The organism is Streptomyces sp. NBC_01450, from assembly GCF_036227505.1.
Taxonomy (GTDB): domain Bacteria; phylum Actinomycetota; class Actinomycetes; order Streptomycetales; family Streptomycetaceae; genus Streptomyces.
On sequence record NZ_CP109480.1, the window covers coordinates 5,947,704 to 5,973,503 of the forward strand.

General features: G+C 68.4%; 25 protein-coding genes and 1 pseudogene. 14 read left to right on the forward strand and 12 right to left on the reverse strand.

Annotation, left to right across the window (positions count from 1 at the left end; all coding sequences use genetic code 11):
* Positions 1–102: 102 nt before the first annotated feature.
* The 4 genes from OG568_RS26470 to OG568_RS26485 form a co-directional block, all read right to left on the reverse strand.
* A complete protein-coding gene (locus OG568_RS26470) occupies positions 103–1,008 on the reverse strand; it encodes a LysR family transcriptional regulator (protein WP_266583820.1) in 906 nt (301 codons plus the stop codon).
* A 249-nt stretch (positions 1,009–1,257) separates the two neighbouring features.
* Positions 1,258–2,403 (reverse strand): cystathionine gamma-lyase, encoded by a 1,146-nt coding sequence (locus OG568_RS26475; protein WP_329533362.1) that lies wholly within the window; start codon positions 2,401–2,403, stop codon positions 1,258–1,260.
* Positions 2,400–2,891, reverse strand: coding sequence for a low molecular weight protein-tyrosine-phosphatase (locus OG568_RS26480; RefSeq protein ID WP_329533363.1), 492 nt, complete (start codon positions 2,889–2,891; stop codon positions 2,400–2,402). The genes OG568_RS26475 and OG568_RS26480 overlap by 4 nt, the downstream gene beginning before the upstream one ends.
* A 9-nt stretch (positions 2,892–2,900) precedes the next feature.
* On the reverse strand, positions 2,901–3,281 hold the full coding sequence (locus tag OG568_RS26485; RefSeq protein ID WP_266432723.1) for a phage holin family protein: 381 nt from the start codon (positions 3,279–3,281) through the stop codon (positions 2,901–2,903).
* Positions 3,282–3,362: 81 nt separating this feature from the next.
* Here OG568_RS26485 and OG568_RS26490 point away from each other — a divergent pair, with 81 nt between their 5' ends.
* From OG568_RS26490 to OG568_RS26505, 4 genes are all read left to right on the forward strand, one after another.
* Entirely contained in the window at positions 3,363–3,680 is a 318-nt protein-coding gene (locus OG568_RS26490; protein WP_095853716.1) for a cupin domain-containing protein, read from the forward strand.
* Positions 3,681–3,845: 165 nt separating this feature from the next.
* A complete protein-coding gene (locus OG568_RS26495) occupies positions 3,846–4,058 on the forward strand; it encodes a DUF5326 family protein (RefSeq protein ID WP_054236469.1) in 213 nt (70 codons plus the stop codon).
* 374 nt (positions 4,059–4,432) lie between these two features.
* Complete coding sequence (locus tag OG568_RS26500; RefSeq protein WP_329533364.1) at positions 4,433–5,197, forward strand: IclR family transcriptional regulator; 765 nt, start codon at positions 4,433–4,435, stop codon at positions 5,195–5,197.
* A gap of 99 nt (positions 5,198–5,296) precedes the next feature.
* Complete coding sequence (locus OG568_RS26505) at positions 5,297–5,734, forward strand: SsgA family sporulation/cell division regulator (RefSeq protein WP_266432731.1); 438 nt, start codon at positions 5,297–5,299, stop codon at positions 5,732–5,734.
* A gap of 63 nt (positions 5,735–5,797) precedes the next feature.
* On the opposite strand, the gene OG568_RS26510 is transcribed toward OG568_RS26505, so the two are convergent.
* The gene (locus tag OG568_RS26510) at positions 5,798–7,372 is read right to left on the reverse strand and encodes a YibE/F family protein (RefSeq protein ID WP_329533365.1); all 1,575 of its coding nucleotides are present in this window, start codon (positions 7,370–7,372) and stop codon (positions 5,798–5,800) included.
* Positions 7,373–7,613: 241 nt separating this feature from the next.
* Here OG568_RS26510 and thiC point away from each other — a divergent pair, with 241 nt between their 5' ends.
* Positions 7,614–9,443 carry a phosphomethylpyrimidine synthase ThiC gene (thiC, locus tag OG568_RS26515; RefSeq protein ID WP_329533366.1) on the forward strand — a complete coding sequence of 610 codons (1,830 nt, stop codon included), beginning with the start codon at positions 7,614–7,616 and terminating at the stop codon, positions 9,441–9,443.
* 42 nt (positions 9,444–9,485) lie between these two features.
* On the opposite strand, the gene OG568_RS26520 is transcribed toward thiC, so the two are convergent.
* On the reverse strand, positions 9,486–9,662 hold the full coding sequence (locus OG568_RS26520) for a hypothetical protein (protein ID WP_329533367.1): 177 nt from the start codon (positions 9,660–9,662) through the stop codon (positions 9,486–9,488).
* A gap of 461 nt (positions 9,663–10,123) precedes the next feature.
* On the opposite strand from OG568_RS26520, the gene OG568_RS26525 reads away from it, so the two are divergent.
* Positions 10,124–10,645, forward strand: a complete 522-nt coding sequence (locus OG568_RS26525) for an ATP-binding protein (protein ID WP_329533368.1) — start codon at positions 10,124–10,126, stop codon at positions 10,643–10,645.
* A 104-nt stretch (positions 10,646–10,749) separates the two neighbouring features.
* Here the strand turns inward: OG568_RS26525 and OG568_RS26530 are convergent, their stop codons facing one another.
* Entirely contained in the window at positions 10,750–12,102 is a 1,353-nt protein-coding gene (locus tag OG568_RS26530; protein ID WP_329533369.1) for a tetratricopeptide repeat protein, read from the reverse strand.
* A 174-nt stretch (positions 12,103–12,276) separates the two neighbouring features.
* Between OG568_RS26530 and OG568_RS26535 the strand changes: the two genes are divergently transcribed.
* Together OG568_RS26535 and OG568_RS26540 are read left to right on the forward strand one after the other, a co-directional pair.
* Positions 12,277–12,843 (forward strand): ATP-binding protein, encoded by a 567-nt coding sequence (locus OG568_RS26535; RefSeq protein WP_329536458.1) that lies wholly within the window; start codon positions 12,277–12,279, stop codon positions 12,841–12,843.
* A 324-nt stretch (positions 12,844–13,167) separates the two neighbouring features.
* Complete coding sequence (locus OG568_RS26540) at positions 13,168–13,464, forward strand: hypothetical protein (RefSeq protein ID WP_329533370.1); 297 nt, start codon at positions 13,168–13,170, stop codon at positions 13,462–13,464.
* A 407-nt stretch (positions 13,465–13,871) separates the two neighbouring features.
* Here the strand turns inward: OG568_RS26540 and OG568_RS26545 are convergent, their stop codons facing one another.
* Complete coding sequence (locus OG568_RS26545) at positions 13,872–14,648, reverse strand: GntR family transcriptional regulator (RefSeq protein ID WP_329533371.1); 777 nt, start codon at positions 14,646–14,648, stop codon at positions 13,872–13,874.
* A gap of 163 nt (positions 14,649–14,811) precedes the next feature.
* Here OG568_RS26545 and OG568_RS26550 point away from each other — a divergent pair, with 163 nt between their 5' ends.
* The 4 genes from OG568_RS26550 to OG568_RS26565 all read left to right on the forward strand — a co-directional run bounded on the left by OG568_RS26550 (position 14,812) and on the right by OG568_RS26565 (position 18,315).
* On the forward strand, positions 14,812–15,159 hold the full coding sequence (locus tag OG568_RS26550; RefSeq protein ID WP_329533372.1) for an SCO3933 family regulatory protein: 348 nt from the start codon (positions 14,812–14,814) through the stop codon (positions 15,157–15,159).
* Positions 15,159–16,460, forward strand: coding sequence for an FtsK/SpoIIIE domain-containing protein (locus OG568_RS26555; protein ID WP_329533373.1), 1,302 nt, complete (start codon positions 15,159–15,161; stop codon positions 16,458–16,460). The genes OG568_RS26550 and OG568_RS26555 overlap by 1 nt, the downstream gene beginning before the upstream one ends.
* Positions 16,457–16,654, forward strand: a complete 198-nt coding sequence (locus OG568_RS26560) for a hypothetical protein (protein ID WP_329533374.1) — start codon at positions 16,457–16,459, stop codon at positions 16,652–16,654. Before OG568_RS26555 ends, OG568_RS26560 begins: the two co-directional genes overlap by 4 nt.
* A 299-nt stretch (positions 16,655–16,953) precedes the next feature.
* The gene (locus OG568_RS26565; RefSeq protein ID WP_329536459.1) at positions 16,954–18,315 is read left to right on the forward strand and encodes a replication initiator; all 1,362 of its coding nucleotides are present in this window, start codon (positions 16,954–16,956) and stop codon (positions 18,313–18,315) included.
* Positions 18,316–18,453: 138 nt separating this feature from the next.
* On the opposite strand, the gene OG568_RS26570 is transcribed toward OG568_RS26565, so the two are convergent.
* Positions 18,454–19,839 (reverse strand): recombinase family protein, encoded by a 1,386-nt coding sequence (locus tag OG568_RS26570; RefSeq protein ID WP_443077769.1) that lies wholly within the window; start codon positions 19,837–19,839, stop codon positions 18,454–18,456.
* 257 nt (positions 19,840–20,096) lie between these two features.
* Here OG568_RS26570 and OG568_RS26575 point away from each other — a divergent pair.
* Both OG568_RS26575 and OG568_RS26580 read left to right on the forward strand, forming a co-directional pair.
* Positions 20,097–20,228: pseudogene (locus tag OG568_RS26575) on the forward strand (thiamine biosynthesis protein ThiC); the annotation flags it as partial.
* A gap of 96 nt (positions 20,229–20,324) precedes the next feature.
* Positions 20,325–21,785, forward strand: coding sequence for a VWA domain-containing protein (locus OG568_RS26580; RefSeq protein WP_329533375.1), 1,461 nt, complete (start codon positions 20,325–20,327; stop codon positions 21,783–21,785).
* Between the two features lie 149 nt (positions 21,786–21,934).
* On the opposite strand, the gene OG568_RS26585 is transcribed toward OG568_RS26580, so the two are convergent.
* From OG568_RS26585 to OG568_RS26595, 3 genes are all read right to left on the reverse strand, one after another.
* Positions 21,935–22,804 (reverse strand): hypothetical protein, encoded by an 870-nt coding sequence (locus OG568_RS26585; RefSeq protein WP_266583805.1) that lies wholly within the window; start codon positions 22,802–22,804, stop codon positions 21,935–21,937.
* 182 nt (positions 22,805–22,986) lie between these two features.
* Positions 22,987–24,057, reverse strand: a complete 1,071-nt coding sequence (locus tag OG568_RS26590) for a metallophosphoesterase (RefSeq protein ID WP_323186842.1) — start codon at positions 24,055–24,057, stop codon at positions 22,987–22,989.
* 259 nt (positions 24,058–24,316) lie between these two features.
* Positions 24,317–25,429, reverse strand: a complete 1,113-nt coding sequence (locus OG568_RS26595; protein ID WP_266626344.1) for a LacI family DNA-binding transcriptional regulator — start codon at positions 25,427–25,429, stop codon at positions 24,317–24,319.
* Positions 25,430–25,800 lie beyond the last annotated feature (371 nt).

A 25,800-nucleotide genomic window follows, 5' to 3' on the forward strand; every position in this document is an offset into this window, starting at 1 on the left:
GCCCCCAGGACCTCAGGAAGGGCTCAGAAGGCCCCCTAGGAGGCTCAGGAAGGCCTCAGAGCGCGCCCTGAGAGGCTCAGGGCGTTCGGGAGGCGGGGAGCCTCAGGACCAGTCGGCCGCGGCGTGCAGCAGCCAGTCGTGCGCCCGTGCGATGTGCGGCATGGCCAGCGTGCCGGTGCGGACCACCAGGAAGTAGGTACGCAGCGGAGGCACCGCCGGGTCGAGCAGCGCGACCACGTCACCCCGCTCCAGAGCTTCGGCACACAGATACCGGGGCAGCACCGCGAGGCCCGCACCCGTGGCGGCGCAGGCGAGCACGGCACGCAGATCGGGGACGACGACGGTGCCCGAGGCGGCGGGGTGGGAGTCGAAGACGGACGCCCAGTAGCGGGCGACGAGCGGCAGCGACTCGTGCACCTCGACCACGGGGAAGTTCTCCAGTGCCGGCGAGCCCTTGCGGCGGAGCTTCCCGGCACCTATGCGGGCGGCCCAGCGCGGGGCGGCGACCAGTACATGCTCCTCGTCGCAGAGCGGAGTCGCGGTGAGCAGGGTGCCGCGGGGCCGGGCCGTGGTGATGGCCAGATCATGATGTCCGGCGGCGAGTCCTTCCAGCGTTTCCTCGGCGTTCCCGAAGGAGGCACGCAGCGCGAAGCCCATGCCGTCCTCGCCCGTCAGCTCCGTCAGTGCGGGCAGTGCCCGCTCGGCGGTGAACTCCGGTGGCCCGGCCAGATGCAGGGTGCGCAGCGACGAGTCCTCGTCGAGTCCGGTCTCGGCGATCTCCACCAGAGCGTCGAGATGCGGCGCGGCCTTGTGGGCGAGCTCGTCACCGATCGTCGTGGGCGTCACTCCGCGGGCCTGGCGCAGAAAGAGCGGTCGCCCCAACTGCCGCTCCAGCGTGCGGATCTGTGAGGTGACGGCAGGCTGCGAGAGGCCGAGCAGCGCGGCGGCGCGAGTGAAGGAACCGGCCCGGTGCACGGTCACAAATGTGCGCAGCAGGGCCAAATCCATGGTGCCCCTCCCCTCCCAGCACCTCCGGCCGAGCCCAAACTATAAATAAGTCGATAGGTCGCTGTCGCTACTGTGATTGGACACTGACACAGAGTCAACTAGCCTTGTTCGCGCGGTTCTTCGCGCACAGAACCGGGACGGTCCGAGCCACGAGGGGGGAGGCTCGGACCGTCCGTTGTACGTAGCGAGGTACTAAGCCGACAGCCTGGATGCACGGCGCAGCATACTCACCGGTCGTTCAGGAGCGGCTCACTCCGCGGATTCGTCGAGCGCGCGCAGTACGTCCGCCACCAGGTCCTCGGGATCCTCGGCGCCGGCAGAGAAGCGGATGAAGCCCTCCGGCACCGCGTCGCCGCCCCACCGGCCGCGCCGCTCGGCGGTGGACCGCACCCCGCCGAAGCTCGTCGCGTCGTCCACCAGACGCAGCGTGTCGAGGAAACGGTCGGCACGCACGCGTGTGGGCAGCGTGAAGGAAACCACGCACCCGAAGCGCCGCATCTGCTGCGAGGCGATCTTGTGCGAGGGGTCGTCGGGCAGTCCCGGATAGCGCAGCCCGGTCACCTCGGGCCGGCCGCGCAGCGCCTCGGCGATCGCCAGGGCGTTCGCGTTCTGCCGGTCGGCGCGCAGCTGGAGCGTGGCGAGGGAGCGGTGCGCCAGCCAGGCCTCCATGGGCCCGGGGATCGCTCCGACGATCTTCCGCCAGCGCCGGACGGGCGCCATCAGGTCGGCGTCGAGGGCGGTGACGTATCCGAGGAGGATGTCGCCGTGCCCGGTGAGCATCTTGGTGCCGCTGGCGACCGAGAAGTCGGCGCCCAGCTCCAGCGGGCGTTGCCCGAGCGGGGTCGCCAGGGTGTTGTCGACGGCGACGAGGGTGCCCTGGGCGTGGGCCGCGGCGACGAGCCGTCGTACGTCACAGACGTCGAGCCCCGGGTTCGACGGGGTCTCGATCCACAGCAGCTTCGCGCCGTCGAGCACGTCGAGCTGGGCGTCGCCGCCGGTCGGGGCGGTGCGTACCTCGATGCCGTACGCGGTGAGCTGCTCGCGCACCAGTGGCAGCACCTGGTAGCCGTCGGCGGGCAGGACGACCACGTCGCCTGCCTTCAGCTGGGAGAAGAGCACCGCCGAGATGGCGGCCATCCCGGAGGGGAAGGCGAGCGTCGTGACACCGTCCCGCCCGGGCGCCTCCAGCTCGCCGATGGCGCGCTCCAGGAGCGTCCAGGTCGGGTTCTCGTCACGACCGTAGGTGTACGGGCCGGTCGGATCGCCCGGCAGATGGAAGTGCGCGGCGAAGACCGGGCCCGGAAGCGTCGGCTCGTACTTGACGGGGTCGGGCAGCCCCGCCCGTACCGCTCGCGTGCCGTCGCCGCTTCCCGTGACGAAATCCCCTGACGTCATGTCGCCCGTCCCTCCAGTTCTTGCTGTACTGCGGCGAGCAGTCCGTGGCTCGCCGTCTCCACCATCTCAAGACACTCCTCGAAGCCGTCCATGAGTCCGTAATACGGATCGGGAACGTCCAGGTCGTCGCCCGCGGCGGGGTCGTACGACCGCAGCAGCCGGACCTTCGCCGCGTTCTCGGGAGTGGGTGCGAGCCGGCGCAGGGCCTTGAGGTGGCCGGAGTCGAGGGCGATGACGAGGTCGAGGCGGGAGAACCACGAGGCGTGGAACTGTCGGGCGGTATGGCCGCTCTCGTAGCCCGCCGCCTCCAGGACGGCGACGGTGCGCGAGTCCGCACCGTCGCCCTCGTGCCAGCCGCCCGTGCCCGCGCTGTCGATCTCTACCAGGCCGTCGAGTCCGGCCTCTTCTATGCGGGCACGGAAGACGGACTCGGCCATCGGCGAGCGGCAGATGTTGCCGGTACAGACAAAACAGACGCGATAGGACATCGGAGACCCTCAGTCCTCGCCGTCGGGCAGCACGACATTGAGCGCCCAGGACACGACCGAGATGATCAGGCCGCCCACCACGGCGGTCCAGAAGCCCTCCACATGGAAACTGAGGTCGAGCTTGTCGGCCAGCCAAGAGGTGAGCAGCAGCATCAGGGCGTTGACCACGAGGGTGATCAGGCCGAGTGTCAGAATGAAGAGGGGGAAGGTCAGCACCTTCACCACCGGCTTGACCAGGAAGTTCACCAGACCGAAGACCAGGGCGACCAGCAGCAGCGTGCCGACCTTCTTGCCGGTGCTGGTCCCTGTCAGGGTGATCTTGTCGAGCAGCCACACCGCGACGGCCAGGGCCCCCGCGTTGGCGATCGTCTTGACTACGAAATTCTTCATGTGTCTGATCGTGGCAGAAGAGATCGACGGGCGAGCAAGGCTGTGGACACAGCTTTCGGAGCACAGGAGCGGACGAGGGCGATGAAGGCATTCCGGCTGGACGAACTGGAGGCGGAACGCGCCGCCAACGACGGTGCCTACCTGCAGTTTCTGCGCGAACGGAACATGTCGGTCGGCCTGTACGCGCTCGACGCGGGCGCGCCCGACCCGCAGAAGCCGCACCAGCAGGACGAGGTGTACTTCGTCGTGAGCGGCCGCGCTTCGATCACGGTCGGCCTGGAGACCACCCAGGTCGCACGGGGCAGCGTCGTGTACGTGCCCGCGGGGGTCGCCCACAAGTTCCACCACATCACCGAGGACCTGCGGGTTCTGGTGGTGTTCTCTCCGCCCGAGAGCTGACGGGGGCCTCAGGGTTCCCTAGGGGAACGGTCAGGGGAGGACAAGGGGTGCAGGGTCCCCGTCGGCCGCCTCACGGCCCTAGCATCGGATGCAGGACGTCACAGAACCCGGAATCAGAGTCCCGGACTTGGGGCCACGGGCGTAGAGAGGCTAAGGACAAGGGCGATGCGAGAGATCTTCGGCGGGATGCCGTGGTGGGTGAAGTGGATCGCGGTGCCGGTCATCGCTCTGGTCGTGTTCGGCACGGTGATAGTCAGCGTGCTCAGTGTGTTGATCGGCCTGCTTTTCAAGGTCCTGATCTTCGTCGCCCTCGTCGGCGGATTGATCTACGTAGTACGGAAGTTCATGTCGAGTTCGTCGTCGCGCAGCGACTGGTGAGACACCACCGGGTGAGCAACGGGTAACGGGCAGGCAGGGAAAGGGAACTCAAGGTTCCCTCGGCCGAGGGAAGTTTTCCGGCGAGGCCGTCTGCATGCGGTGATGGGCGGTTACAGTCCGGAATTCGACGCGGGGCCGACTCCCCGCGGGCAGCGCACAGCCCCCTCCCGTGTTTCCCCGCACGGGCGGTTCCCCTCGTGCTTCGGGAGTGCCCCTTGGCCACGGTTGACACCGCACCCGCACAATCACCCGCCCCACCCCTGCAGCGGTCCAGCGCTTCGGCGGGGACACGTCTCCCGCCAGCCCAACCGCGCACCTCACCTGTCGAGGCACGCACCCCCCTGCTCGATGCGCGCACTCCTCCTCTGGAAGCCGTGTCGGCGGAGCCGCATCCCACGACGCTGATCGGCTCCGTGCAGCGGGCGATGCGTCTCCTGGAGGCCGTTGCCGCGCGCCAGCACGGCGCCCCGGCGAAGCAGCTCGCCCGGGAGGCAGGTCTCGCGCTGCCGACGGCGTACCACCTGCTGCGGACCCTGGTCCACGAGGGCTATCTGTGCCGTGACAAGGGGCTGTTCTTCCTCGGTGAGGCCGCCGAGCGGTTGGGCAGCAGCGGAGCGCAGCAGAAACGTCGCAGCACGGTGAGCGAGGCGCTCGCCCAGTGGCGCGATTCGATCGGTGTGCCCGTGTACTACGCGGTCTACCGTGACGGCGAGATCGAGGTCATGTGCGTCGCCGACACCCCGGGGAATCCGGCGGTGGAGGAGTGGGCGGACTTCCGGGAGACCGGCCACGCCCATGCGGTCGGCCAGTGCCTGCTGTCCCAGCTCGATGAGAAGGCCCGTCGGGATCATCTCGACCGCTACCCTGTGCAGTCGATCACTCCGTACACGGTACGTGACAACGCCGGCCTGCTGCGGCGTCTGGAGCGGACGGGGCGGATGGAGCCCGTCATCGAGCGCCAGGAGTACGCGCTGGGCACGGTCTGCGCGGCCCTTCCCCTCACGGTCGGCGCAACTGCCGCCACAATGGCTATTTCTCTTCCTATTCACCAGGCCGATCGACTGCTACCTGCGGCACGACAATTGCAATGTGAGATCGACAGACTTCTGGGGACACTCGCGATCTCTATCAGCATCTGAAAACTCACTCCTTGTGATCTCGTGTGCACGTTGAGCAATATTTCACCAGAGTCAGGGGGATGATTCCTGGCCAGTCGACGGCAAACGACGGGGTAGGCGATGCGCGAGTCGGTACAGGCAGAGGTCATGATGAGCTTCCTCGTCTCGGAGGAGCTCTCTTTCCGCATTCCGGTGGAGCTTCGGTACGAGACCCGTGATCCCTACGCCGTGCGGCTGACCTTCCACTTGCCCGGCGACGCGCCTGTGACCTGGGCGTTCGGGCGGGAGTTGCTGATCGACGGCGTGGGCCGGCCGTGCGGTGACGGGGATGTGCACATCGCCCCCGCCGATCCGGAGGCGTTCGGCGAGGTGCTGATCCGGCTTCAGGTGGGTGGCGACCACGCGCTGTTCCGGTCCGGTGCCGCGCCGCTCGTGGCGTTCCTCGACCGCACGGACAAGCTGGTGCCGCTGGGGCAGGAGCGTTCCCTCGCCGACTTCGACGCCCACCTCGACGAGGCACTGGATCGCATCCTCGCCGAGGAACAGAGCGCAGGCTGACACTCCTGCACCCCCATAAGTGGCGTAACGCTTCCTCGCCGGTGACGTAAGCGCGGGGAGGCGTCAGTGCTTGCGGCGACGGCCCTTCCCGCCGCGTGCCGGCGCCCTGCTCTCGACAGGCTCCGCAGCGGCGGCCGGGGCCGCCGGGCGGTCCGCTGAGACCACCAGGGCGGCCAGCAGCGTGGTCACCGGCACCGAGGCGACCAGACCGATCGAGCCGACCAGGGTGCGCACGATCTCCTCGGCGACCAGTTCGCTGTTGGCGACCGTGCCCACACTGCTCTGCGCGATCGAGAAGAGCAGCAGCAGGGGCAACGCGGCACCCGCGTACGCCAGGACCAGCGTGTTGACGACCGACGCGATGTGGTCACGGCCGATCCGGATGCCCGCGCGGTACAGGTCGCGCCAGCCCATCGTCGGGCTGGCCTCGTGCAGCTCCCAGACCGCCGACGTCTGTGTCACGGTCACATCGTCGAGGACACCGAGCGAACCGATGATGACGCCCGCGAGCAGCAGACCGCTCATGTCGATGGACGGGTACAGGCCATGGATCAGACCGGTGTTGTCGTCCGTGTTGCCGGTCAGCGCCGCCCACCCGATGAACTCCGAGCCGAGGATGCCGATCAGCACCAGGGAGAGCAGGGTGCCGAGCACCGCCACCGACGTACGGGCGGAGAGGCCGTGGCACATGTAGAGCGCGATCAGCATGATGGCGCTCGCCCCGACCACGGCCACGACCAGCGGGTTCGAGCCTTGCAGGATCGCCGGCAGGATGAAGAAGGTCAGGATCAGGAAGCTGATGGCCAGTGCGATCAGTGCCATGACACCGCGCATCCGGCCCACGACGACGACGGCCAGCGCGAAGATCCCGGCGAGCAGCGCCATCGGGAACTTCCGGTTCACATCGGTGACCGAGTACTGCAGATCCCTGGGCGCGGAGGGCTCGTACGCGGCCACGACCTTCTCGCCCTCGTGCAGTTGCCGTGACTGGTCCGGCTGGATGATCTCCGTGAACGTGCGGCCCTTGTCCTTGCCGGTGTCGATCCGGATCGTCGCCTTCTTGCAGTCGCCCGTCGCCTGTTGCTGCGCGGAGGAGCCTTCGGCGGTGGACGTGTCGCCGGTCGGGGTCTCCCCCGACGCGTTCACGGACTTGCAGCTGACCTTGTCGACCTTGGTGACCGTGGCCTGCTGCGTCTGCCGGTCGAAGCCGACGCCGGTGCGCTCGTGGGACGGGGCGCCACCCGGCCAGAGTACCACGAGACCCACAACGACCGCGGCGGCGAAGGGGATCAGAATGGCCGCGATGACCTTGCGCAGATGCTTGGAGACGGGCGCGGCGGGTCCATGGCTGTGACTGTGCGAGTGCCCCGCCCCGTGCCCGTCCCCAGGCCCGTGTCCATTCCCGGGCCCGTCCCCGGACCCATGCCCGGGCCCGTCCCCGGACCCATGCCCGGGTCCGTCCCCGGCGCCGTGCCCGCGTCCTTCACCCGGTCCGTGCCCATGCCCGCCTCCGGGGCCGTGGCCATCGCCCGGCCCGTGTCCGTGTCCGGCTCCGGAGCGATGTCCAGGGCCGTCTCCGGGACCGCGTCGGCGCGGCGGCTCGGACGGCGGGAACGGGGACTGATGCGTTGTGGTCACCGACCGATCATCGCAAGAACGGCGAAGGCCCTCTGTTCACCGCGCCAGATATGACGCTAGCGTGGAGGCACCTTTGCACACGCGGGAGCTCGGAGCACCGGGCTGAGAGGGCGCTGACCTCCGTCTTAGCGATGTTTCACGTGGAACGAGTGACGTTTCACAACAGACGTCGGCAGACGGAATCCGCTGCGTCGACCGCCGAACCTGTTACCGGGTAATGCCGGCGTAGGGAGTAGGTCTCATGACCAACAAGGACGTACGCACGCCTGCCTCCAGCCAGATGGATGGGGCGCCTGCCGCGCCCGAGGGCGAACAGCCGCGGGAGGCCGGGAAGTCGATCGGCTGGCACAAGGGATACGTCGAGGGTTCGCGCCCCGACCTGCGGGTGCCGGTCCGTCAAGTGCACCTCACCAACGGGCAGTCCGTCACGCTGTACGACACCTCCGGCCCGTACACCGATCCGAGCCTCGACACCGATGTACGCAGGGGTCTCGCGCCGCTGCGCGAGAACTGGATCATCGCCCGTGGCGACACCGAGGAGTACGCGGGCCGTCCCGTCCGTCCCGAGGACGACGGAATCAAGCACACGTCGCCGCGCGGAGGCCTGCGCAACCTCGACGCGGTCTTCCCGGGGCGGCCACGTCAGCCACGTCGGGGCCGTCCCGGAGAGGCGGTCACGCAGCTCGCGTACGCCCGGCGGGGCGACATCACGCCCGAGATGGAGTTCGTGGCGGTCCGCGAGAACGTCGACCCCGAGGTCGTACGCGAGGAGATCGCCGCCGGCCGCGCGGTGCTGCCGGCGAACGTCAACCACCCGGAGATCGAGCCGATGATCATCGGCAAGCGGTTCCTGGTGAAGGTCAACGCCAACATCGGCAACTCCGCCGTCACCTCCTCCATCGAGGAGGAGGTCGAGAAGATGACCTGGGCGACCCGCTGGGGCGCGGACACGGTCATGGACCTGTCCACCGGCCGCAATATCCACACCACGCGGGAATGGGTCCTGCGCAACTCCCCCGTCCCCATCGGCACGGTGCCGCTCTACCAGGCTCTGGAAAAGGTGGACGGCCGCGCCGAGGAGCTGACCTGGGAGATCTACAGGGACACGGTCGTCGAGCAGGCCGAGCAGGGCGTGGACTACATGACGGTCCACGCGGGCGTGCGGCTGCCGTACGTGCCGCTCACCGCGAACCGCAAGACCGGCATCGTCTCGCGCGGCGGCTCGATCATGGCGGCCTGGTGCCTCGCGCACCACAAGGAATCGTTCCTGTACGAGAACTTCGAGGAACTCTGCGAGATCCTCGCGGCGTACGACGTCACGTACTCGCTCGGCGACGGGCTGCGGCCCGGGTCGATCGCGGACGCCAACGACGCTGCTCAGTTCGCGGAGTTGAGGACGCTCGGGGAACTCAACACGATCGCGAAGCGTTTTCATGTACAGACGATGATCGAGGGCCCGGGACACGTCCCGATGCACAAGATCAAGGAGAACATCGACCTTCAGCAGGAGATCTGTGATGAAGCTCCGTTCTATACGCTCGGCCCGCTGACGACGGACGTCGCGCCGGCGTACGACCACATCACCTCCGGCATCGGTGCCGCGATGATCGCCTGGTGGGGCACGGCCATGCTCTGCTACGTCACGCCCAAGGAGCACTTGGGCCTGCCCAATCGTGACGACGTCAAGACCGGCGTCATCACCTACAAGATCGCCGCCCACGCAGCCGACCTCGCCAAGGGGCACCCAGGTGCGCAGGAATGGGACGACGCGCTGTCCGACGCCCGCTTCGAGTTCCGGTGGGAGGACCAGTTCAACCTGGCCCTCGACCCGGACACGGCACGGGAGTTCCACGACGAGACCCTCCCGGCCGAGCCCGCCAAGACGGCCCACTTCTGCTCCATGTGCGGCCCGAAGTTCTGTTCGATGAAGATTAGCCAAAGCATCACAGAGCAGTTCGGCGGTACGGCGGCTGCGGGGGCGACGGCTGAGCAGGTCGCGGAGGGCATGCTCCAGAAGTCGAAGGAGTTCGCGGCCAGCGGGAACCGGGTGTACCTGCCCTTGGCCGACTGAACGTGACGAGGGGGCAGACCGTCGGGCCTGCCCCCTCGCTACCTACTTGCCCTTGGGCTTGTGCTTGGTCTTGTCGACCAGCTTCCACCCCTGACCGGCCTTGGGGGTCGGAGGCAGGGGCTTGCCCTGTACGGCGGTCACCTCGCTACCGCCCCCAACCGGACGGTACTGCCCGGAATCGGGGGCCGGGGTGCCAGGGTTGATCTTCTTTACGGCCATGATGATCACCCACCCTTCAAGCTGGACACGAGCCTGAAGAGCCGTGAGGCTTCATGAAGAAGCCGACTCCATGTAGGGTCAACAGGCGCCTCGAAACGCATATAGACCCCAGCTCAGGCAGGTGCCGACCCCAACTCGGCACATCCGGGCTGGGGTTTTTCGCGCTGCGGGTGATCGTACCGTGTCTGTCGTCAAAAAACCTGCATCAACCACAACTTGTGGGTTTGTCAGCTCCACGCGCCACTACATGTTGTGTCTGTCGGCTGTTGCGGGTCAAAATCACCAGTTTATCGGCACCCACTGACAGCGAACCCGTCAAGCGACGCGAGGCGGGGGCGGGGTGCGGTCGGGTAGGTGACACCTGATCTTGGTGGTTGGCGCCACCCTGAGAAACGCCGAAGCCGTACCGGATTTCTGCTGTGCCCGTTCCCGCGGCCCGCACGGCGCTAGCGTGGGGTTCCATGATCGTATGGCTCAACGGCACCCACGGCGCAGGCAAGACGACGACCAGTGCACTCGTGCAGCAGTTGATCCCGGATTCACGGGTGTTCGACGCCGAGAAGGTCGGCGAGACGCTCATGGACATCACGCCGGGGCTGCCCTGGACGGGCAACTTCCAGCACTGGCCGCCGTGGCGGCCGCTCGTCGTCGAGACCGCCCGCCGCGTACTCGACTACACCGGCGGCACCCTGGTGATGCCCATGACCGTCCTGGTTGAGCAGTACTGGCGCGAGATCAGCACGGGCCTCGCCCAACATGCCATTCCAGTACGGCACTTCGTCCTCCACGCTGACCAAGACACCCTCCGTGGACGCATCGAGGGGGACACTGTTCTTGGCCCCTCCCCATTCCGTCTCGAATACCTTGAGCCCTACGCCGAGGCGGCTCGAACGTGGCTACATGGCGAGGCCGAGGTCGTCGACACCACGCACCTCACGCCTGCCCAGGCCGCCCTGCAGATCGCAGAGGCCGTCAAGAGTTGAGGTACCCCCGTCAGGGCCCAGCTCAGCCCAGCACCGCGGTCTACTACCCCGAAGTCGCACGGGGTAGTAGACCGGCCTGCGCAGCGAGATGGTCAATGCTTGTCCTAGAACGGGAGCTCAGGCTGAGTGGTGCCTCGCTTGATGGTCATGATCCGTTCGTGGAAGTCGCGTGAGGCGGCCTCCCGGGGGTACCGGGAGCGGAGTTCCTTGTCCAACTCGTCGGCGACTAAAAGCAGGGAGGGGAGCGACTTGCGGTCGGCGGCAAGGGCCGTGGTGCCCATGCCTACGGCCTCTTCTATGTCCCCGGTACGGGCGGCCGCGACTCCGAGCGTGAGGCGGGCCTCTGCGGCGCGCATGGGAGATATCTCGGTCCCGCCGGGCCCCGTGCTGATGCGGATCACGGATCGGGCGTGGGCTGCGGCGCGTTCGTCGTCTCCGAGTAGGCGGTATGCGTCCATCTCGTAGAAGTCCCACTTGTCCGGGTCGATGATGAAGTGGTGCTCGGGGTGGTCCGGGCGGGGCAGTCGGTCGAGCCTTGCGCGGCCGGCGTCCAGGGAATCGCGGACCAGGCGGGCGTCTCCCATGCGGGCGGCGGCGCGTGCCTTGTGTGCGTAGAGCTGCACGCCGACGGAGTGTGTCTGGTCGGCGGAGTGTCCGGCTTCGACGGCGCGGAGCATGTCGTCCCAACGGCTTTGGGTGAGGGCGAACCATGCTTCGATCTCCCAGGCCCATGCCTTGATCTCGCCGTGTCCGGTTTCATCGCCGATCCGGAGCGCTGCGGCTTTGCTGAGGTTGGCGGCCTCCCGCTGCCCTCGGTCGTACTGGACGCACGCGTTCAGCAGGAACAGCCAACCGGTGTCAACGAGAAGCTCTCGATGCTGGCGCAAGGTCATGCGGCCTTCGAGCTGCTTGGTGACGTATTGCAAGCCGTTCCGGGTGCGCTGGTGGAGATAGTCGGCGTCGGCGTAGGGATAGGCGCGAGCCAACTGGTCGATGCCCTGCTCGATCGACTCCAGGGCCGCGCTGTTGATGCTGGACATCTCGGTCCGCCGGAGCAATTCGGCGACGTCCCAAAGTCCTGCACCACCCTGGGCAAGCAGGGCGCTTGGGTCTTCGGGCACCGAAATGGTCGCCCCTCGCTCCAGTTCCCACGGACGTGGAGCCAGTCCCGCAAGGTGGCCCGGAATCCGTAGCCCATCCACCACTTCAAGAATCTTGCGGTGCTGCGTGATCCGGGGGCGAACGCCCATGCCGTCGGTCTCCGGCCGCGCCATCTTGCCGATGTGCTCGCGCTTGTAACCGATTGCCTCGGCGATCTTGGCGTAGCTGACCTTGCCGTGGAGCCGGGCGAGTCTGAAGACCTCGCCAAAGTCGTGGTTGGCGATTGCTGAGCGCACGTCCGCGCGTTCCAGCACGTGCGGCGGCAACGCGGCCGGTGTCGGAGCAGCTTCGGTCATTTCACTTCCCCATTGTGACTGACCTGACCTGATGTTCCTTCTGTGTCCGTCTGGCGAGTGTACCCACGAGGGGGGTCCCCAAGAGGGGGGAGCGACGGCCGGTACAAGGGGGGCACTCTCTGTCCACCCTGCCGGAACGCCCCGGCAGACGTGACCAGAGACGGGCGGCTGTGCATGGATGCGAGAAGAGCAGAGCAGCACAAGCACGTGGTGAGCGAACTGGATGCGTTCGCCCACTGGTACGTGGCACCCGATCCCTCCTCGGCCGGGCACTTCGTGACGCTCACGCTCTTCGCCGAGTTCCCCGACACGCTTCGCGTTGCGCGCAACATGACGGCCACGTTCCTTCGGGGTACGGGTGCGGATGCGGCCGTGGACGATGCCCGGCTGATCGTCTCGGAACTCGTCGGCAACGTGGTGAACCATGCGGTGCCGGACCGCTGCTTGGCTCATCCCGGTGGAACTCGGCGCATCGATGTGACCTTCAAGCTGTGGCCGAAGTGGCTGTTCGTCGGGGTCACCGACGAGGACTCGACACCTCCTCTGCTTCCGATGGGAGACACGTTCTCCCCGGGCCTGCTGGGGGAGCTGGCGGAAGCGGTCTTACCCGACAGCGGCCGGGGACTGCTGATCGTTCAGCGCTTGGCAGCGGCGGTCTGGTGGACGCCGGAGGAGCCGGGCGGCAAAACCGTGTGGTGTCGGTTCGACCTCGACGGCGAAACCGGAGACAGGCAGCTTTGACAATCTCCGGGCCGTCGCCCCCTCGTTACTCCCTGTCGATCGGGAGTGGGCGGCGGCTCGGGGCCGGAGCCATCACTCCGGCCAACGGGGCGCGGTCTCCTGGGCTTGATCGGCCGGGTTCCCCACCTGGTCCCTAGGGGGCCGCGCTTCACAACCGAAAACCGAGACCGGACCACCCCCTCGCCTGGCAGCTACCGGGGTGGTCCGGGAGGGGACGCAGCGGTCCCCGGTGCCTGATGGTACCGGGGCCGCTGCGCTGCGCATCTGCCCTGAAGCAAAGAGAGTTGACGATCCGTTATCTAGATCAGGGCAGAGGTGGGCAAGGTGGCTGGCTCGGGTGAGGATTGGCTGAGTGACGGTCTCGACGTTGCGGGCGCGGACTGCGGTCTGTGGGTGTCCGGGGTCGACTACGTGGCGGGCTGGCGCGGTGCTCGGGAGGCGGCGGATCAGCTGAACCGGGCGTTGCTCGGTGCTGGGTTCGAACTGTCGCAGTTGCGGGCGGTGGCCTCGACGGACGAGGGCGGGCGCGGGGTCGTGCGCGTGGCGGGCTGGCCGGATGCGGCGGAGCGGCTTGCTGTGCTCCTGGAGGCGGTCACGCCGGGCAGCGGCGGTGCGGCATGAAGGGTGATTTTGCTGGGGAGTGGCGCGCGTGGGCACGTCGCCGGCCGCAGAGACTTTGGACGGTAGCTGCCATGGGGCGAGTGAACAGGGGGCCTTACGCTCGCCAGCGGATCGGGCAGTCCTTGGACCTGCCCGCAATAGCCCGATCGGCCCCCTGTTCTTCGAGGCTCGCCCCATGGGAGCTGTCTAAAGTCTCGGAGGCCGGCGACCTCCAGCCCCGTGGGCCCCGGCCCATGCCGTCCGGTCGACGCCTCGACTCTTTGGGCGTGCTGCGGTCGGGGGCGTCCGGCGACTGGACGGGACCGGCGGCCACGCCGCACGCCCGGCCGGGGCGGCCGGGCGGCCCGGCGCGCCGCAGGCGCGCCCTTGAGGAAGTGAAGGCTGTTTCGACCGATGCTGGTTGCCGGTCAGCCCTGGGCGCGCCGCGCGGGCTCTTTGTCGGCGGTGATCCGGTAGGCGAGTTCGGCACGGTCCGCCCCGACGCGGAGCTCCTCCAGGATCAATGGGCGGCCACTGGTGCCGTGCGTGACGCGGCTCAGGTGCAGGATCGGCGTTGCGTCCGGGAGCTTGAGGGCGGTCCGCTCGTCGGGCAATGGCATGCGCGCGCGGACTGTCTCCGACCACCACAGCTTGTGCCCGGCCTGCGTGAGGACCTCGTACACCGCTGCTGGGTTGGCCTCCGGAGCCTTGGCCAACGGGGTTCCCTCGGCCGTCTCGAACGGGATCAGCGTGCGGTGCATCGCCCGTGTGCCGCTGGTTGGGTCGGTGAGCAGTCGGTCGCAGCCGAAGAGGGCTTCTTCCGCTCCGAGTTCGAGGAGCTGTCCGGTAGCCGTGGTGGTGTGTGTGCGGTACGGGGTGGGTTCCTCGGCCTCGTCCCAGACGGCGCCGTTGGGCATCACGAAACGCCCCTCCGCCGTGCGGCTGATCCGGCGTTCGAGGGTGACGGAGGGCGGGCCGTCGGAGCGTACGAAGCTGCCCTTGCCGTGCCGCACCTCGATCAGGCCCTCCGCTCGCAGGGCTGCGACGGCGTTGCGGACGGTGGGGCGGGAGACCTTGTAGCGCTCGATGAGCTGGGCCTCGGAGGGAAGCGGGGCGCCGGGCGTGAACTCGCCCTTCAGGATGGCTTCCCGGATCGCGGCGGCGACCTGCTGGTAGAGGGCTCCGGGGCGTTGGATCTCCGTCATCTCGGCACCTTCGGGTTGAAGTCGTAGGCACGTCGCACGCGCGACATCACTCGTCAGCATAAGTAGTTGACCCCTCGCCGTATAGAGCCGCATAGTCATCACTCGTAAGGACAAGTGACGTCTGAATATGTCAGGCGTCCCGTCTGGCCAAGGAGGCCACGCAATGCAGTCCATTCCCGTGGACACGGCACGACTGGGCGTACTGCGGTGCGCCATCGCGCCCGAAGCAAAGATCAGCAACTTCGAGACACAGGAGGTGAAGAAGGACCGGGACGGAAACACGATCTACTCCGTGGCCGTCACGGTGCGCCAGGACGGACGGCGCATCTCCGTCATCGAGATCGCCGTCGCCGGTGAGCCGAAGGGCATCGAGGAAGGACAGATCCTCAAGGTCACCGGACTGACCGCGTTCGCCTGGGCCATGGGCGACCGGCACGGAATCAGCTTCCGCGCCGACGCCATCACCCCCGTACACGGTGCTCCCGCGCACGCCAAGGGCGGTGACGCGTGATGGGACCGATCATGCTCGCCTTCGGACTCGCCGCGTTCGCGTGGGTGCTTGTCTTCGGTGACCTGCTGCGGCGGCACCGTCCGGCCTGGCACTGGTACCTCGCCGGATACCCGGCCACCGCGTGCCGGGTGGTGTTCACCTGGCGCAAGGTCGCGATGCTCAACGACCTCTCCGTATCGCGGCGTCCGCCCCGCGGGCTCCTCGGGGACCTGGTCGTCAAGGGCGATCCGCTGCGGCCGGTTGTTCCCCGGCTGTCGTTCCCGCGGGCTACCCGCCTGGGGCTGACGGCGACCGTGCGCCTGCATGCGGGCCAGACCCCCGCGACCTACATGAAAGCGGCGGACGCCTTGGTGCACGCCTGGAAGGTGCACGCGGTACGGGTCACCTCGCCGGAACGAGGCCTCGTACTGCTGACCGCAACCGCCAGTGATCCGCTGGCTCGGCCCGGCTTAGCCTCCGCGCCTGCCGCGCTCCTGTCCGCACTCATCGGCGTACTGGAGAGCGGCCGAGCGTGGGTCGTGGACCTGCGGCTCGTGCCGCACTGGCTCATCGCCGGCGCCACACGCTCCGGCAAGTCCACTCTCCTCGCCCGGCTGATCACCCAACTCGCCCCGCAGCCCGTCGCCCTGGTCGGCATCGACTGCAAGGGCGGCATGGAACTCGGCCTCTTCGCCGACCGGCTCAGCGCACTGACCACCTGCCGCCGTGAAGCGGTCGCAGTACTCGCCGCGCTCGTCGACGACATGCAAGAGCGCATGCGCGCCTGCCGCGCGGCTGGGGTCCGCTCCATCTGGGAACTGCCCGAGAAGCTGCGGCCGATACCGGTCGTCGTGATCGTCGACGAGATCGCGGAGCTCTACCTCTCCGACGGCCGACGCGAAAGCAAGACAGAAGCCGAACAGTGCTCCACCCTCCTGCTCCGCCTGGCGCAACTCGGTGCCGCACTCGGCATGCACCTGGTCGTCGCCGGCCAACGCGTCGGCTCCGACCTCGGCCCCGGCGTCACCGCACTTCGGGCCCAGCTCGGCGGCCGGATCTGCCACCGGGTCAACGACCCCGGCACGGCAGAGATGACCCTCGGCGACCTCAACAAGGACGCCGTCGTCGTCGCCCAGTCGATCACCCCGGATGAGAAGGGCGTCGCCGTCTGCACCGGGCCCGAAGGCGGCTGGAGCCGCGCCCGCTCCCACCTCACCTCGACCGAAGAGGCCTCGGCAACGGCCCGCAAGCACGCGGCCCTCACCCCCGCACTGCCCGCCATAGACCGTGCCCTCGCAGCGCTCGAAGGAGACGACAAGTGATCAGCACAGGTACCGCCGTGTCCCTCGTGGTGGTCTTCGGGATCATCACCTTCCTTCTCATCCGGTCCCGGGACGTCCGCGCCTGGGAAGCGGTCTGCATCGCCCTCTTCGGCATGTACCTCGGCCAGACCCCCGTCAGCCTCACGATCAACGGCCTTCTGACCTGGGTGCTGAGCGGCTTCTCCCACTTCTAGACCGGCAGGAAGGACCAACGCCATGCCCATGCCCCGCGTGAGGTGCCCCCACTGCAAGGGCGACGGAGCCCGCAGGACCTGGACCGGGCGGCTTCGCCGCTGCCGCGTCTGCCGGGGCTCCGGAACCATCCGCTGACCTCGTAAGCACCCCCGACCACGCAAGGAGTGATCCCCATGGACGACTGCGCGCCACCAACCATTACCCGTGCCGCTTCGGCGGCTCACCCCGGAAGGTCACCACCATCACACCCGGATTCACCCCGGCTGACAGGCGCGCCGCTCTCGACCGCGCGGCGCGCCTGCGTCAGCTCCCCGAAACAGACCGCGACGCGATCCGCATCGCCCAAGATCCCCAGTTCACCCGCTGGCTGGAGCAGATCACCGCAATCGGCGGCTGCTCCCACCCCGTCCACCTCTCCGGTTCGACCACCACCCTGGACGGCACAACGGGCGAGATCCTCCAGCACTACGACACCCGAACCGAACCGGGCGAACGGCTCCTCGTCCGCTGCCGCAACAGACGCGCGACCGTCTGCGCCCCCTGCTCGCGCCTCCACGCCGGGGATACCTTCCACCTCGTCCGCGCGGGCCTCCTGGGCGGCAAGAACGTCCCGGCAACGGTCCGCCATCGGCCCCGGCTCTTCGTCACCCTGACCGCCCCGTCCTTCGGACCCGTGCACCGCGCCGGGGAGCGCTGTCACCCCCGTCGCGAGGGGGCCGAGTGCGACCACGGGCGCCCTCTCGGCTGCGGGGCCGTCCACGACATGACTGATCCCCTGGTCGGTCAACCGCTGTGCGTCGACTGCTACAACTACTCGGGCCACGTGCTGTGGCACGCACACGCTTCCAAGCTGTGGGACCGGTTCGTCATCGACGTCCGGCGGCGTCTGGCCTCCTCGGTCGGCATCGTGCAGTCCCGATTCGCCCAGCACGCCCGGCTGTCCTTCGCCCGCGTCGCCGAGTACCAGAAACGGGCGGCCGTCCACGTGCACGCCGTCGTCCGCCTCGACGGCCCGAACGGATCCGACGACGAACCCCCGACGTGGGGGACCGCGGAACTGCTCATCGAGGCCGTGCGCGCCTCCGCCCGGCGCGTCCTGGTCCGCACGCCGCACAGCCCGGCCGTGGGTGAGCTGGCTCTCCACTGGGGCGCCCAGGTCGACGCCCGGCCACTGCACACCGATGGCGACGGCCCCGACGACGACGCGGTGGCCGCGTACGTGGCCAAGTACGTCACGAAGGGCGCGAGCGAGACCGGCGCCGGCACAGACCACCCGCTCGCCACCTGGGGCGACATCGAGTCGGCACCCGTGAGCGAACACGTCCGCACCCTCATGCGCACCTGCTGGCGTCTCGGCGACGTCCCCGAGTACGAGCCCCTCCGCCTCCGGGCTTGGGCTCACACGCTCGGCTACCGCGGCCACATCCTCACCAAATCCCGGACGTACTCGACGACGTACGCGGCACTTCGCGCCGAACGGGCTCACCACATGGGCCATGCCCACATGCCCGACGCGGTCACCGAACGGAACTGGCGCTACGTCGGCTCCGGCCACACCCCCGGCGCTGCACTGATCGCGGCTGGGATCGCCGAAGACCTTGTTCAGAGTCGCGAGTTCGCCCGTGAAGAGACTCGGCCCCTGGGCGGTGACGCCGTCTGAATGTCCCGAGAGCGGAGCTCACCCAGGCAGAGCGCGAGGAAGCCGCTGTAGACGCGTGGATCGAGCGACAGATACGCGAATCTCCCCCACTCTCCGATGATCAGTTGCGGAGTGTGGGGGAGATCCTCGGACTTCAGCTCATCCGCCGGAAGTCCGCCACACAGGCTTGAGGAGTTCCGGATCAAAGGTCTTGTTGCCCTTGCCTCCCGGCAACGCGACCACCGCACTCATGACCTTCTTGATCGCATCGCGCTTCTGCGTGAGTGTCTTCGACTTCCATGCCTTGTCGATGTCTTCTTCCGCCTCTTCCGCCTCGGCCTTCAAGGCTTCGTGCTTGGCCTCGTCCGCACGCAGCTCTTTGATCCGCCGTTCCAACACCGGGAGGTTGCGGAAGAACATCTCGTCGTCGACGTCCGTGTCCTCGTCGTCGTGCCAACGACGCTCCAGTTCCTTACGGCTCTTGATCGCTCGCTCCAGAGCCTCGGCCTTGTCCCAGTCGGGGACATCCTGGGCCTTGCTCGCAGCGTCCTTCGTCAGCTTCCTGATCACCAGCCTCTCGACGGTGTCGTCCGTCTTGTCGCCGCGCTTGTACGTCCTGTTGCAACCGCCGTCCACGGTCTTCTTGCACATGTAGGCGTGCTGGTACTTGAGCCAGTCGTTTGCCTTGATCCCGATCATCTTGTTGTTGCAGACGGTGCCGTCTTCCAGCACGTGACCGCACCGGAGAATGCCTGTCAGCAGGTACTTGTGGACCAAGCCACCGCGCGGCATGCCGGTTCCGCCTCCGCGCTCCCTGATCTTGGCCGTGACGGCAAACCACTGCTTGGGAGTGATGATCGACTTCCACTCGCCCACAATTGGCTGATCATCGCCGTCGCGGACAAGCTCACCCTTGATCTCGCGGTACCCGCACAGTCGCGCGTTCATCAGTACCTGCTTGACCGTCTGGTACTGGAAGGGGTTGCCGCGACTCGTGATGAACTCGGCCTCCTTCCACTGCCGTGTGATCTCCGAGATTGAGGCTCCGGCGATCACGTCGTGCACGGCCTTCCGGATCGCGTCCGCTTCCTTCGGGCGCAAGGTGACCTTGTCGTCCTCCCATCCGAAGGGGCGCCACGCTGCGACGGCTTGCCCGCGAATCGCTCGGCTGCGGTGGCTGTTTCGGCTCCGCCGCTGCTTCTTCCTCGTCTCGCTGAGGGACATGGCGACACCCACAAGCCCCTTGATCTCGAACCCTTCCGCGTACAGATCCTGCACGCCGTTCGAGTCGTGGTAGACGCGGTCTTCCTGCGCGGTGAACGCCTTCAGGTAGCGCTCCCAGTCGCTTGGGCGCCGGTACAGACGGTCGTCGTTGGCGGCCATGACGCCGTGGATCGGGTACCCCTCGGGGGTCGTCCCGACGGCTAGATCGTCGAGCAGCTGCTCGAAGTCGTCGCGGACGACGCTCTCCTTGCTGGCGCTCTTGTCGTTGTCCGTATAGCGGTAGACGATCAGCCACCCGAACCTCGCGGCGGCGTTGGCCATGTCGCGGTGCTGGTCCTCGATGCCGTGGGCGTCCTTCACCCGGCCGTCGAACGAGATCCGCGCGTAGCAGACGACGCACTTGAGATTGGGATCGGCGGCCACCATGCGGCGGACTTCCTCGACGGACGACAGTCCCTCGGGCACGCCTCGTAACTTGCTGATGACCTCTTCGCGCTTGCTCACGGGGTCCCCCTCGGTCCGCTGAACGGGCTGGTGGAACGACCGTAGCGCATGTGTGGCTTTAAGTAATGCTCAGTTCGATGAAGATCTCGCAGGACATCCGCCGTGAGCACGGAGGCACGAAGGCAGAGATCGAGGAGGGCATGGCGCAGAAGTCCAGGGAGTTCGCGGCCACGGGCAACCGGGTCTATCTGCCGCTCGCCGACTGAGCCGAACGCACGCGGAGCCGCGCCCGGAGCCGTTCGCCGCGTACATCAGGCGTATCGAACGGGTCCCGGGCCGGCTTCTCTCGGCAGACTGGGCGCATGGCATCGACTTCCATGAGCAAGGGCGCCAACCTTCCCGTCGCCGCCGGGGCGGTGCGGGCCGTGCTCGGCTGGAGAGGAGGGGCCGGTGCGCCGGACGCGGATGCCTCGGCGCTTCTGCTCGGCCGGGGCGGACGTGTGCGGGACGACGGGGACTTCGTCTTCTACAACCAGCCGCAGCACGCCTCCGGCGCCGTACGGCATCTCGGGAAGCAGTTGGACGGCGGTGGCACGACGGACACCGTCGAGGTGGACCTGCGCGCCCTGGAACCGGGGATCGAGCGTGTCGTCCTGTGCGCCTCGGCCGACGGAGGCACCTTCGGCGAGCTGTCGGGACTGACGCTGCGGCTGCTCGATGCCGGGACCCGGCAGGAGTTCGCGCGCTTCGAGATGGAGGCCACGACGGAGACGGCATTCATCGGGGGCGAGCTGTATCTGCGGGGTGGTCAGTGGAAGTTCCGGGCGGTCGGACAGGGGTATGCGTCCGGGTTGGCTGGTCTCGCCACCGACTTCGGCATCAGCGTGGAGTCCGACGGGGCCGGTGTGTCCGGGCCGGAGCCGGCGGTTTCGCCCAGGGGCACGGCGACGGTGTCGCCCGCGCTGCCGGCGTCGGGCTCGCGGACGGCTGCCTCCACCGCTGCGGGCGCCCCGCCGGTATCCCCGGCGCCCTCGGTGTCCCCGGCCTCCTCCCCGCGTCTCAGCAAGGGCGAGGAGCGGTTGCCCGTGGACATGCGCAAGCGGCTCTCGTTGCGCAAGGAGCAGGTGGCGGTCAGCCTGCGGAAGCACGGGGCGGAGGGGGTCACGACGCGCGTCGTGTTGATCCTCGACGCCTCCGGCTCCATGTCCTTCCTGTACTCGAAGGGCGTCGTGGCCGACGTGGTGGAGCGGATGGCCGCGGTGGCGGCGCAGCTGGACGACGACGGGGTGATGCAGGCGTGGACGTTCGCCTCCCACGCGGCCCGGCTGCCGGACCTGACTCTGGGCGAGTTGCCCGAGTGGCTGAGCCTCCATGTCCGGGTCGGCGAGCTGAGCCTGTTCCGGCGGAGCAAGAAGCCGCGGAAGGGCCTGCTGCCGGGACAGGTGGACATGCGGTCGGTCGGTATCCAGAACGAGGAGCAGAAGGCGATCGCCGCGGTACGTACGTATGTGCGAGAACATCCGGCTGTCGATCCCACGCTGGTGCTGTTCTTCTCCGACGGAGGTGTCTATCGGAACAAGGAGATCGAGCAGGAGCTGAGAGACGCGGTGGAGGAGCCGATCTTCTGGCAGTTCGTGGGCCTGGGGCGGTCGAACTACGGCGTGCTGGAGCGGTTCGACACACTGCCCGGCCGACGCGTCGACAACGTCGGGTTCTTCGCGGTGGACGACATCGGCGGCGTACCGGACCCGGAGTTGTACGACCGGCTGCTCTCCCAGTTCCCGGCCTGGATGACGGCGGCCCGGGGGCTGGGCATCATCTGACGGGGCGCGCCGGGACCGTACGAGCGGGACCGTACGAGAGGGACGAGCGGAGTGGGCGCCGGTGAGCGGGCGGGCGGCGGCAAAAGGGCCCACGCCGTATCGGCGCAGGCCCCCCGTTTCCCGTCACCCCGGTGTCGGCCCACCGGGTGTCACTCCGGCTGGTGCTCGGGCCCCCCGAAGTCCGGGCTCGTGAAGTCCGGGCTGGTGAAGCTCGGGCGCGGGCCCGCCGCGGGCCCGCCGTCCGGGCTGCTGAACCCCGGCCGGTTGTAGCCGAGGTGCGGCATACGACCGGTGGTCGGCGTCGGTGACGGACGGCTCAGTGCCGCCGCGCCCGGATCGGCGAGGGCCTCCCGGAGGAACGGCATGATGCCGCGCTCCAGCAGGGCCTCGTGCCAGGCTTCCCTGGCCCGGGCCACCTCCTCGTTCAGCTCGTCGGGCGCTCCGGCCTGGAGCGAGGACGAGCCGTTGCGCAGAGCGGTCAGCAGCAGCCCGACCGCGGCGACCAGGATCGCGGCCGCCGTGACCGCGCCGAAGACCCACCCGGTGGTCAGGAGGGTCTGGGCGAACGCCAGCTCGGGGGTGAGGGCCTTCAGGAGGAATCCCACGAGCAGGAAGATGACCGCTGCTGTTCCGGCGAGGACGGGGGCGAGCACCGCGACGACCGCGATGGCGCCGGCTCCGGCGGTCTCGGTGACCTCCCCCATGGTGGCGGCGAGCCCCACCGCGGTCGTGCCGGGCTCCGCGGAGCCGACTCCTTCGTTCACGGTTGGGGTGGACGGCGCCGGGCGGCGCAGTTCCTCGCGGACCTTCACGTAATGCGCGTACTCGGTCGCCGCGGCCACCGTGACGAGTGCGGTGGCGTTGAGCGCCATGGTGCGCAGCTGTTCGGCGTTGAGCCGCTGGCCGACAGCGGCGAGTTCCGGGCGGTGTGGGGCGGAGCGCAGCGCCTCATCGAGGATCCGCTCGTAATCCTGGCGGTCCTCGCTCAGCAGGTGCTGCGGAACGCTGTTCATGTGCATCCCCCGATGCTCCGTAGGGCTGGTGGCTCGCACGCTGACGAGCCGTCGGGCAGAAACGGAGGGGAGCCTGCTACGGATAAGCCGATGGTAGAGCGGTGAAGGCACGCCGTGACAGGGGGTTTCCAGAAATTGCCCCCTGGCCAGCGCTGTCCTCCGTCGGGGGATGCCTGCCCGAAGAACCCTCAGCTATCCAGGGGCAGTTGCTGGACCAGCAGTTTTCCGGCCATGGTCACGCCACCGTCCATCGCGATGGCCAGTCCGTCGGCGTAAAGATGTGGTCCCTCGACCACGGGGCCCGCGGCGTCCTCGCCCTCCTCCGAGCCGACCTCGCCCAGGAGGTACGGGATGGGGCTGTGGCCATGGACGACGCGGGTGCCGCCGTAGGTGTCCAGCAGGGAGAGCGCGGCCTCGGCGCCCCCGTCGTCGCGGAAGGCGAAGCGTCTGGTGAATTTCCGGAAGAGGTCCCAGCACTCGTCCGCGTCGTTGCGCGTGAGGGTTTCGCGGATGGTGTCGTTGACCGCTTCGATCGAGTCGCCGTAGTCGAGGTAGGCGGTGGTGTCGGAGTGCACCAGGAGGTGCCCGTCGACCTGCTCCATGGCGTCCAGGCGTGCCATCCACTGCAGGTGGTGGTCCTGGAGGCGGTCCATGTCGGTCTTCTGGCCGCCGTTGAGCAGCCAGGCGGCCTGGAAGGTGGCGGTGCCCGCGCCGGAGTGGACGGGGGTGTCGCCGAACCGCTTGGCGCCGAGCAGCAACAGCTCGTGGTTGCCCATGAGCGCCTTGCAGTAGCCGCCGACCGCGGCCGCCTCGGCGGACAGCCGCATCACGAGGTCGATCACCCCGATGCCGTCGGGGCCGCGGTCGGTGAAGTCGCCGAGGAACCACAGGCGCGCGGTGCCGGCGGACCAGTTGCCCGCGGCGTCGACGAGGCCCTGCTCCTGGAGCGCGGCGATCAGCTGGTCGAGATAGCCGTGCACGTCGCCGACGACGAACAGCGGGCCCGGCCCGTCGGCGGGCTGCGGGGCCGCCACGGCGGCGGGGTCCACGACGACCTGCACCGTGTCGCCCCGGTTGATGATGGGCAGGTCGCGCCGGGTGGGCGTGTAGCCCTCGGGCTCCTCGTCGACACCGACCGCCTCGCCGGGAGGTGTGCTCGGCGCGTACGAACCGGTCTCGTGGATGTACGCGGGCACCCGGAAGTCGCGCAACGTCTCCGTCCGCACCACCTCGGGTCCCTGACCGGCCCCCTGAGTCATCGACCCCTCCACCACCATCGCGCCGCATCTGCACCGGATCGGACTGCCTGGTCGCAGCGGCCCGCGGTGTCGTGGGCCCATCATAGGAATGCGGATCGCGCCATGTGATGACCCAGGGGTGGTGAATCGGAGCAGGAACCCTGTTCGCCACGGTTTTCGCCCGAATTGGGCGGAGCTTTCCCTGGTGGATGCCCCGCCGCACATCTGACGTACGTCAACCTCAGCGTACGCCGAGCCACTCCTGCCCGGATGACCCGGGCTACCCCTTCTCGGGTGACCGGGGCGGGCTGACCGTCGTACGGGGCGGACGCCGCTCGGAGGAGGTCCGCACGATCAACTCCGTCGGTATGACCTGTTCGACGGGTTGTTCGGTTTCGGCTCCCTCGATGGCGTCGATGAGGAGCTGGACGACGGCGGTACCGATACGGCGTGGTTTGAGCGAGAGGGTGGTGATGGGCGGCTCGGTGCTGGCGTAGACGGTGGACTCGCTGCAGCAGACCAGCAGCAGGTCGTCCGGGACGCGCAGGCCGTAGCGCCGGGCCGCGGCCAGCAGATCGGTGCCGTTGGGGTCGAAGAGGCCGTAGACCGCGTCGGGGCGGTCGGGCCGGGCCAGCAGTCGGTCCGCGGCGACCGCGCCCGCACACGGGTCGTGGGCCGGGTAGGCCTCGTACACCGGATCCTGTCCGACCCGCTCGCACCAGTGCAGATACGCGGTGGTGGAGAGGTGGGTGTAGGTGTCGGTGGAGGTGCCGGTGAGGAGGCCGATGCGGCGGGCGCCGGCATCCGCGAGGTGGTCGAGGATGTCCAGGACGGCGGCTTCGTGGTCGTTGTCGACCCAGGCGGTGACGGGGAGGGTGCCGGCGGGGCGGCCGTCGGAGACGACGGGTAAGCCCTGGCGGACGAGCTCGCTGACGACGGGGTCCTGGTCGGAGGGGTCGATGACGACGGTTCCGTCGAGGGCGACGTTGGACCAGACGTCGTGGCGTGAGGTGGCGGGGAGGATGACCAGGGCGTAGCCGCGGGCGAGCGCGGCGGAGGTGGCGGCTCTGGCCATCTCGGCGAAGTAGGCGAATTCGGTGAAGGTGAAAGGTTCATCCCCGTAGGTGGTCACGGTCAGGCCGATGAGGCCGGACTTGCCGGTACGGAGGGTTCGGGCGGCGGCCGACGGGCGGTAGCCCAGCCGGTCGGCGACTTCGCGGACGTGGCGTCGGGTGGCGTCCGGGAGCCGGCCCTTGCCGTTGAGGGCGTCGGAGACGGTTGTGATGGAGACGCCTGCGGCCGCGGCGACGTCTCTGATTCCCGCCCGGCCCGGTCGACCGCCTCGGCGGGTAGTCTCCGCCCGGCTCACCTGGTGCTTCCCTGCTGCTGTCATGGCGAGCCGATAGTAGGGCTCATGCGGTGGGGTAGTGCGGACGCATATGCACGCGTTGACAGGCACGTTTCTGCATGATCAAAAAGGTCCTTCTGCCTTTGAAACCAAGTCAGTTAAACGATCCAATGGCAGTACGTGACGCGTCGGCGCGCATGGGCCTGCCAAGTGGGTCATGTTTCGAAGAGGTCTCAACTCACCTTCACGGGTGATGCGCGCTACGGCGTGAGCCACCAGCGCACGGTCTTGACGGCGACGCGCCCCCCCATTTCGTACGCCTTCGTACGAGGATGACCACGGGGTCCGTGCGGCGACGACCGTCGGCGAGTATGACGATGATCACCAGGGCGCACGAGGCCGATCCTCGGCCCGCG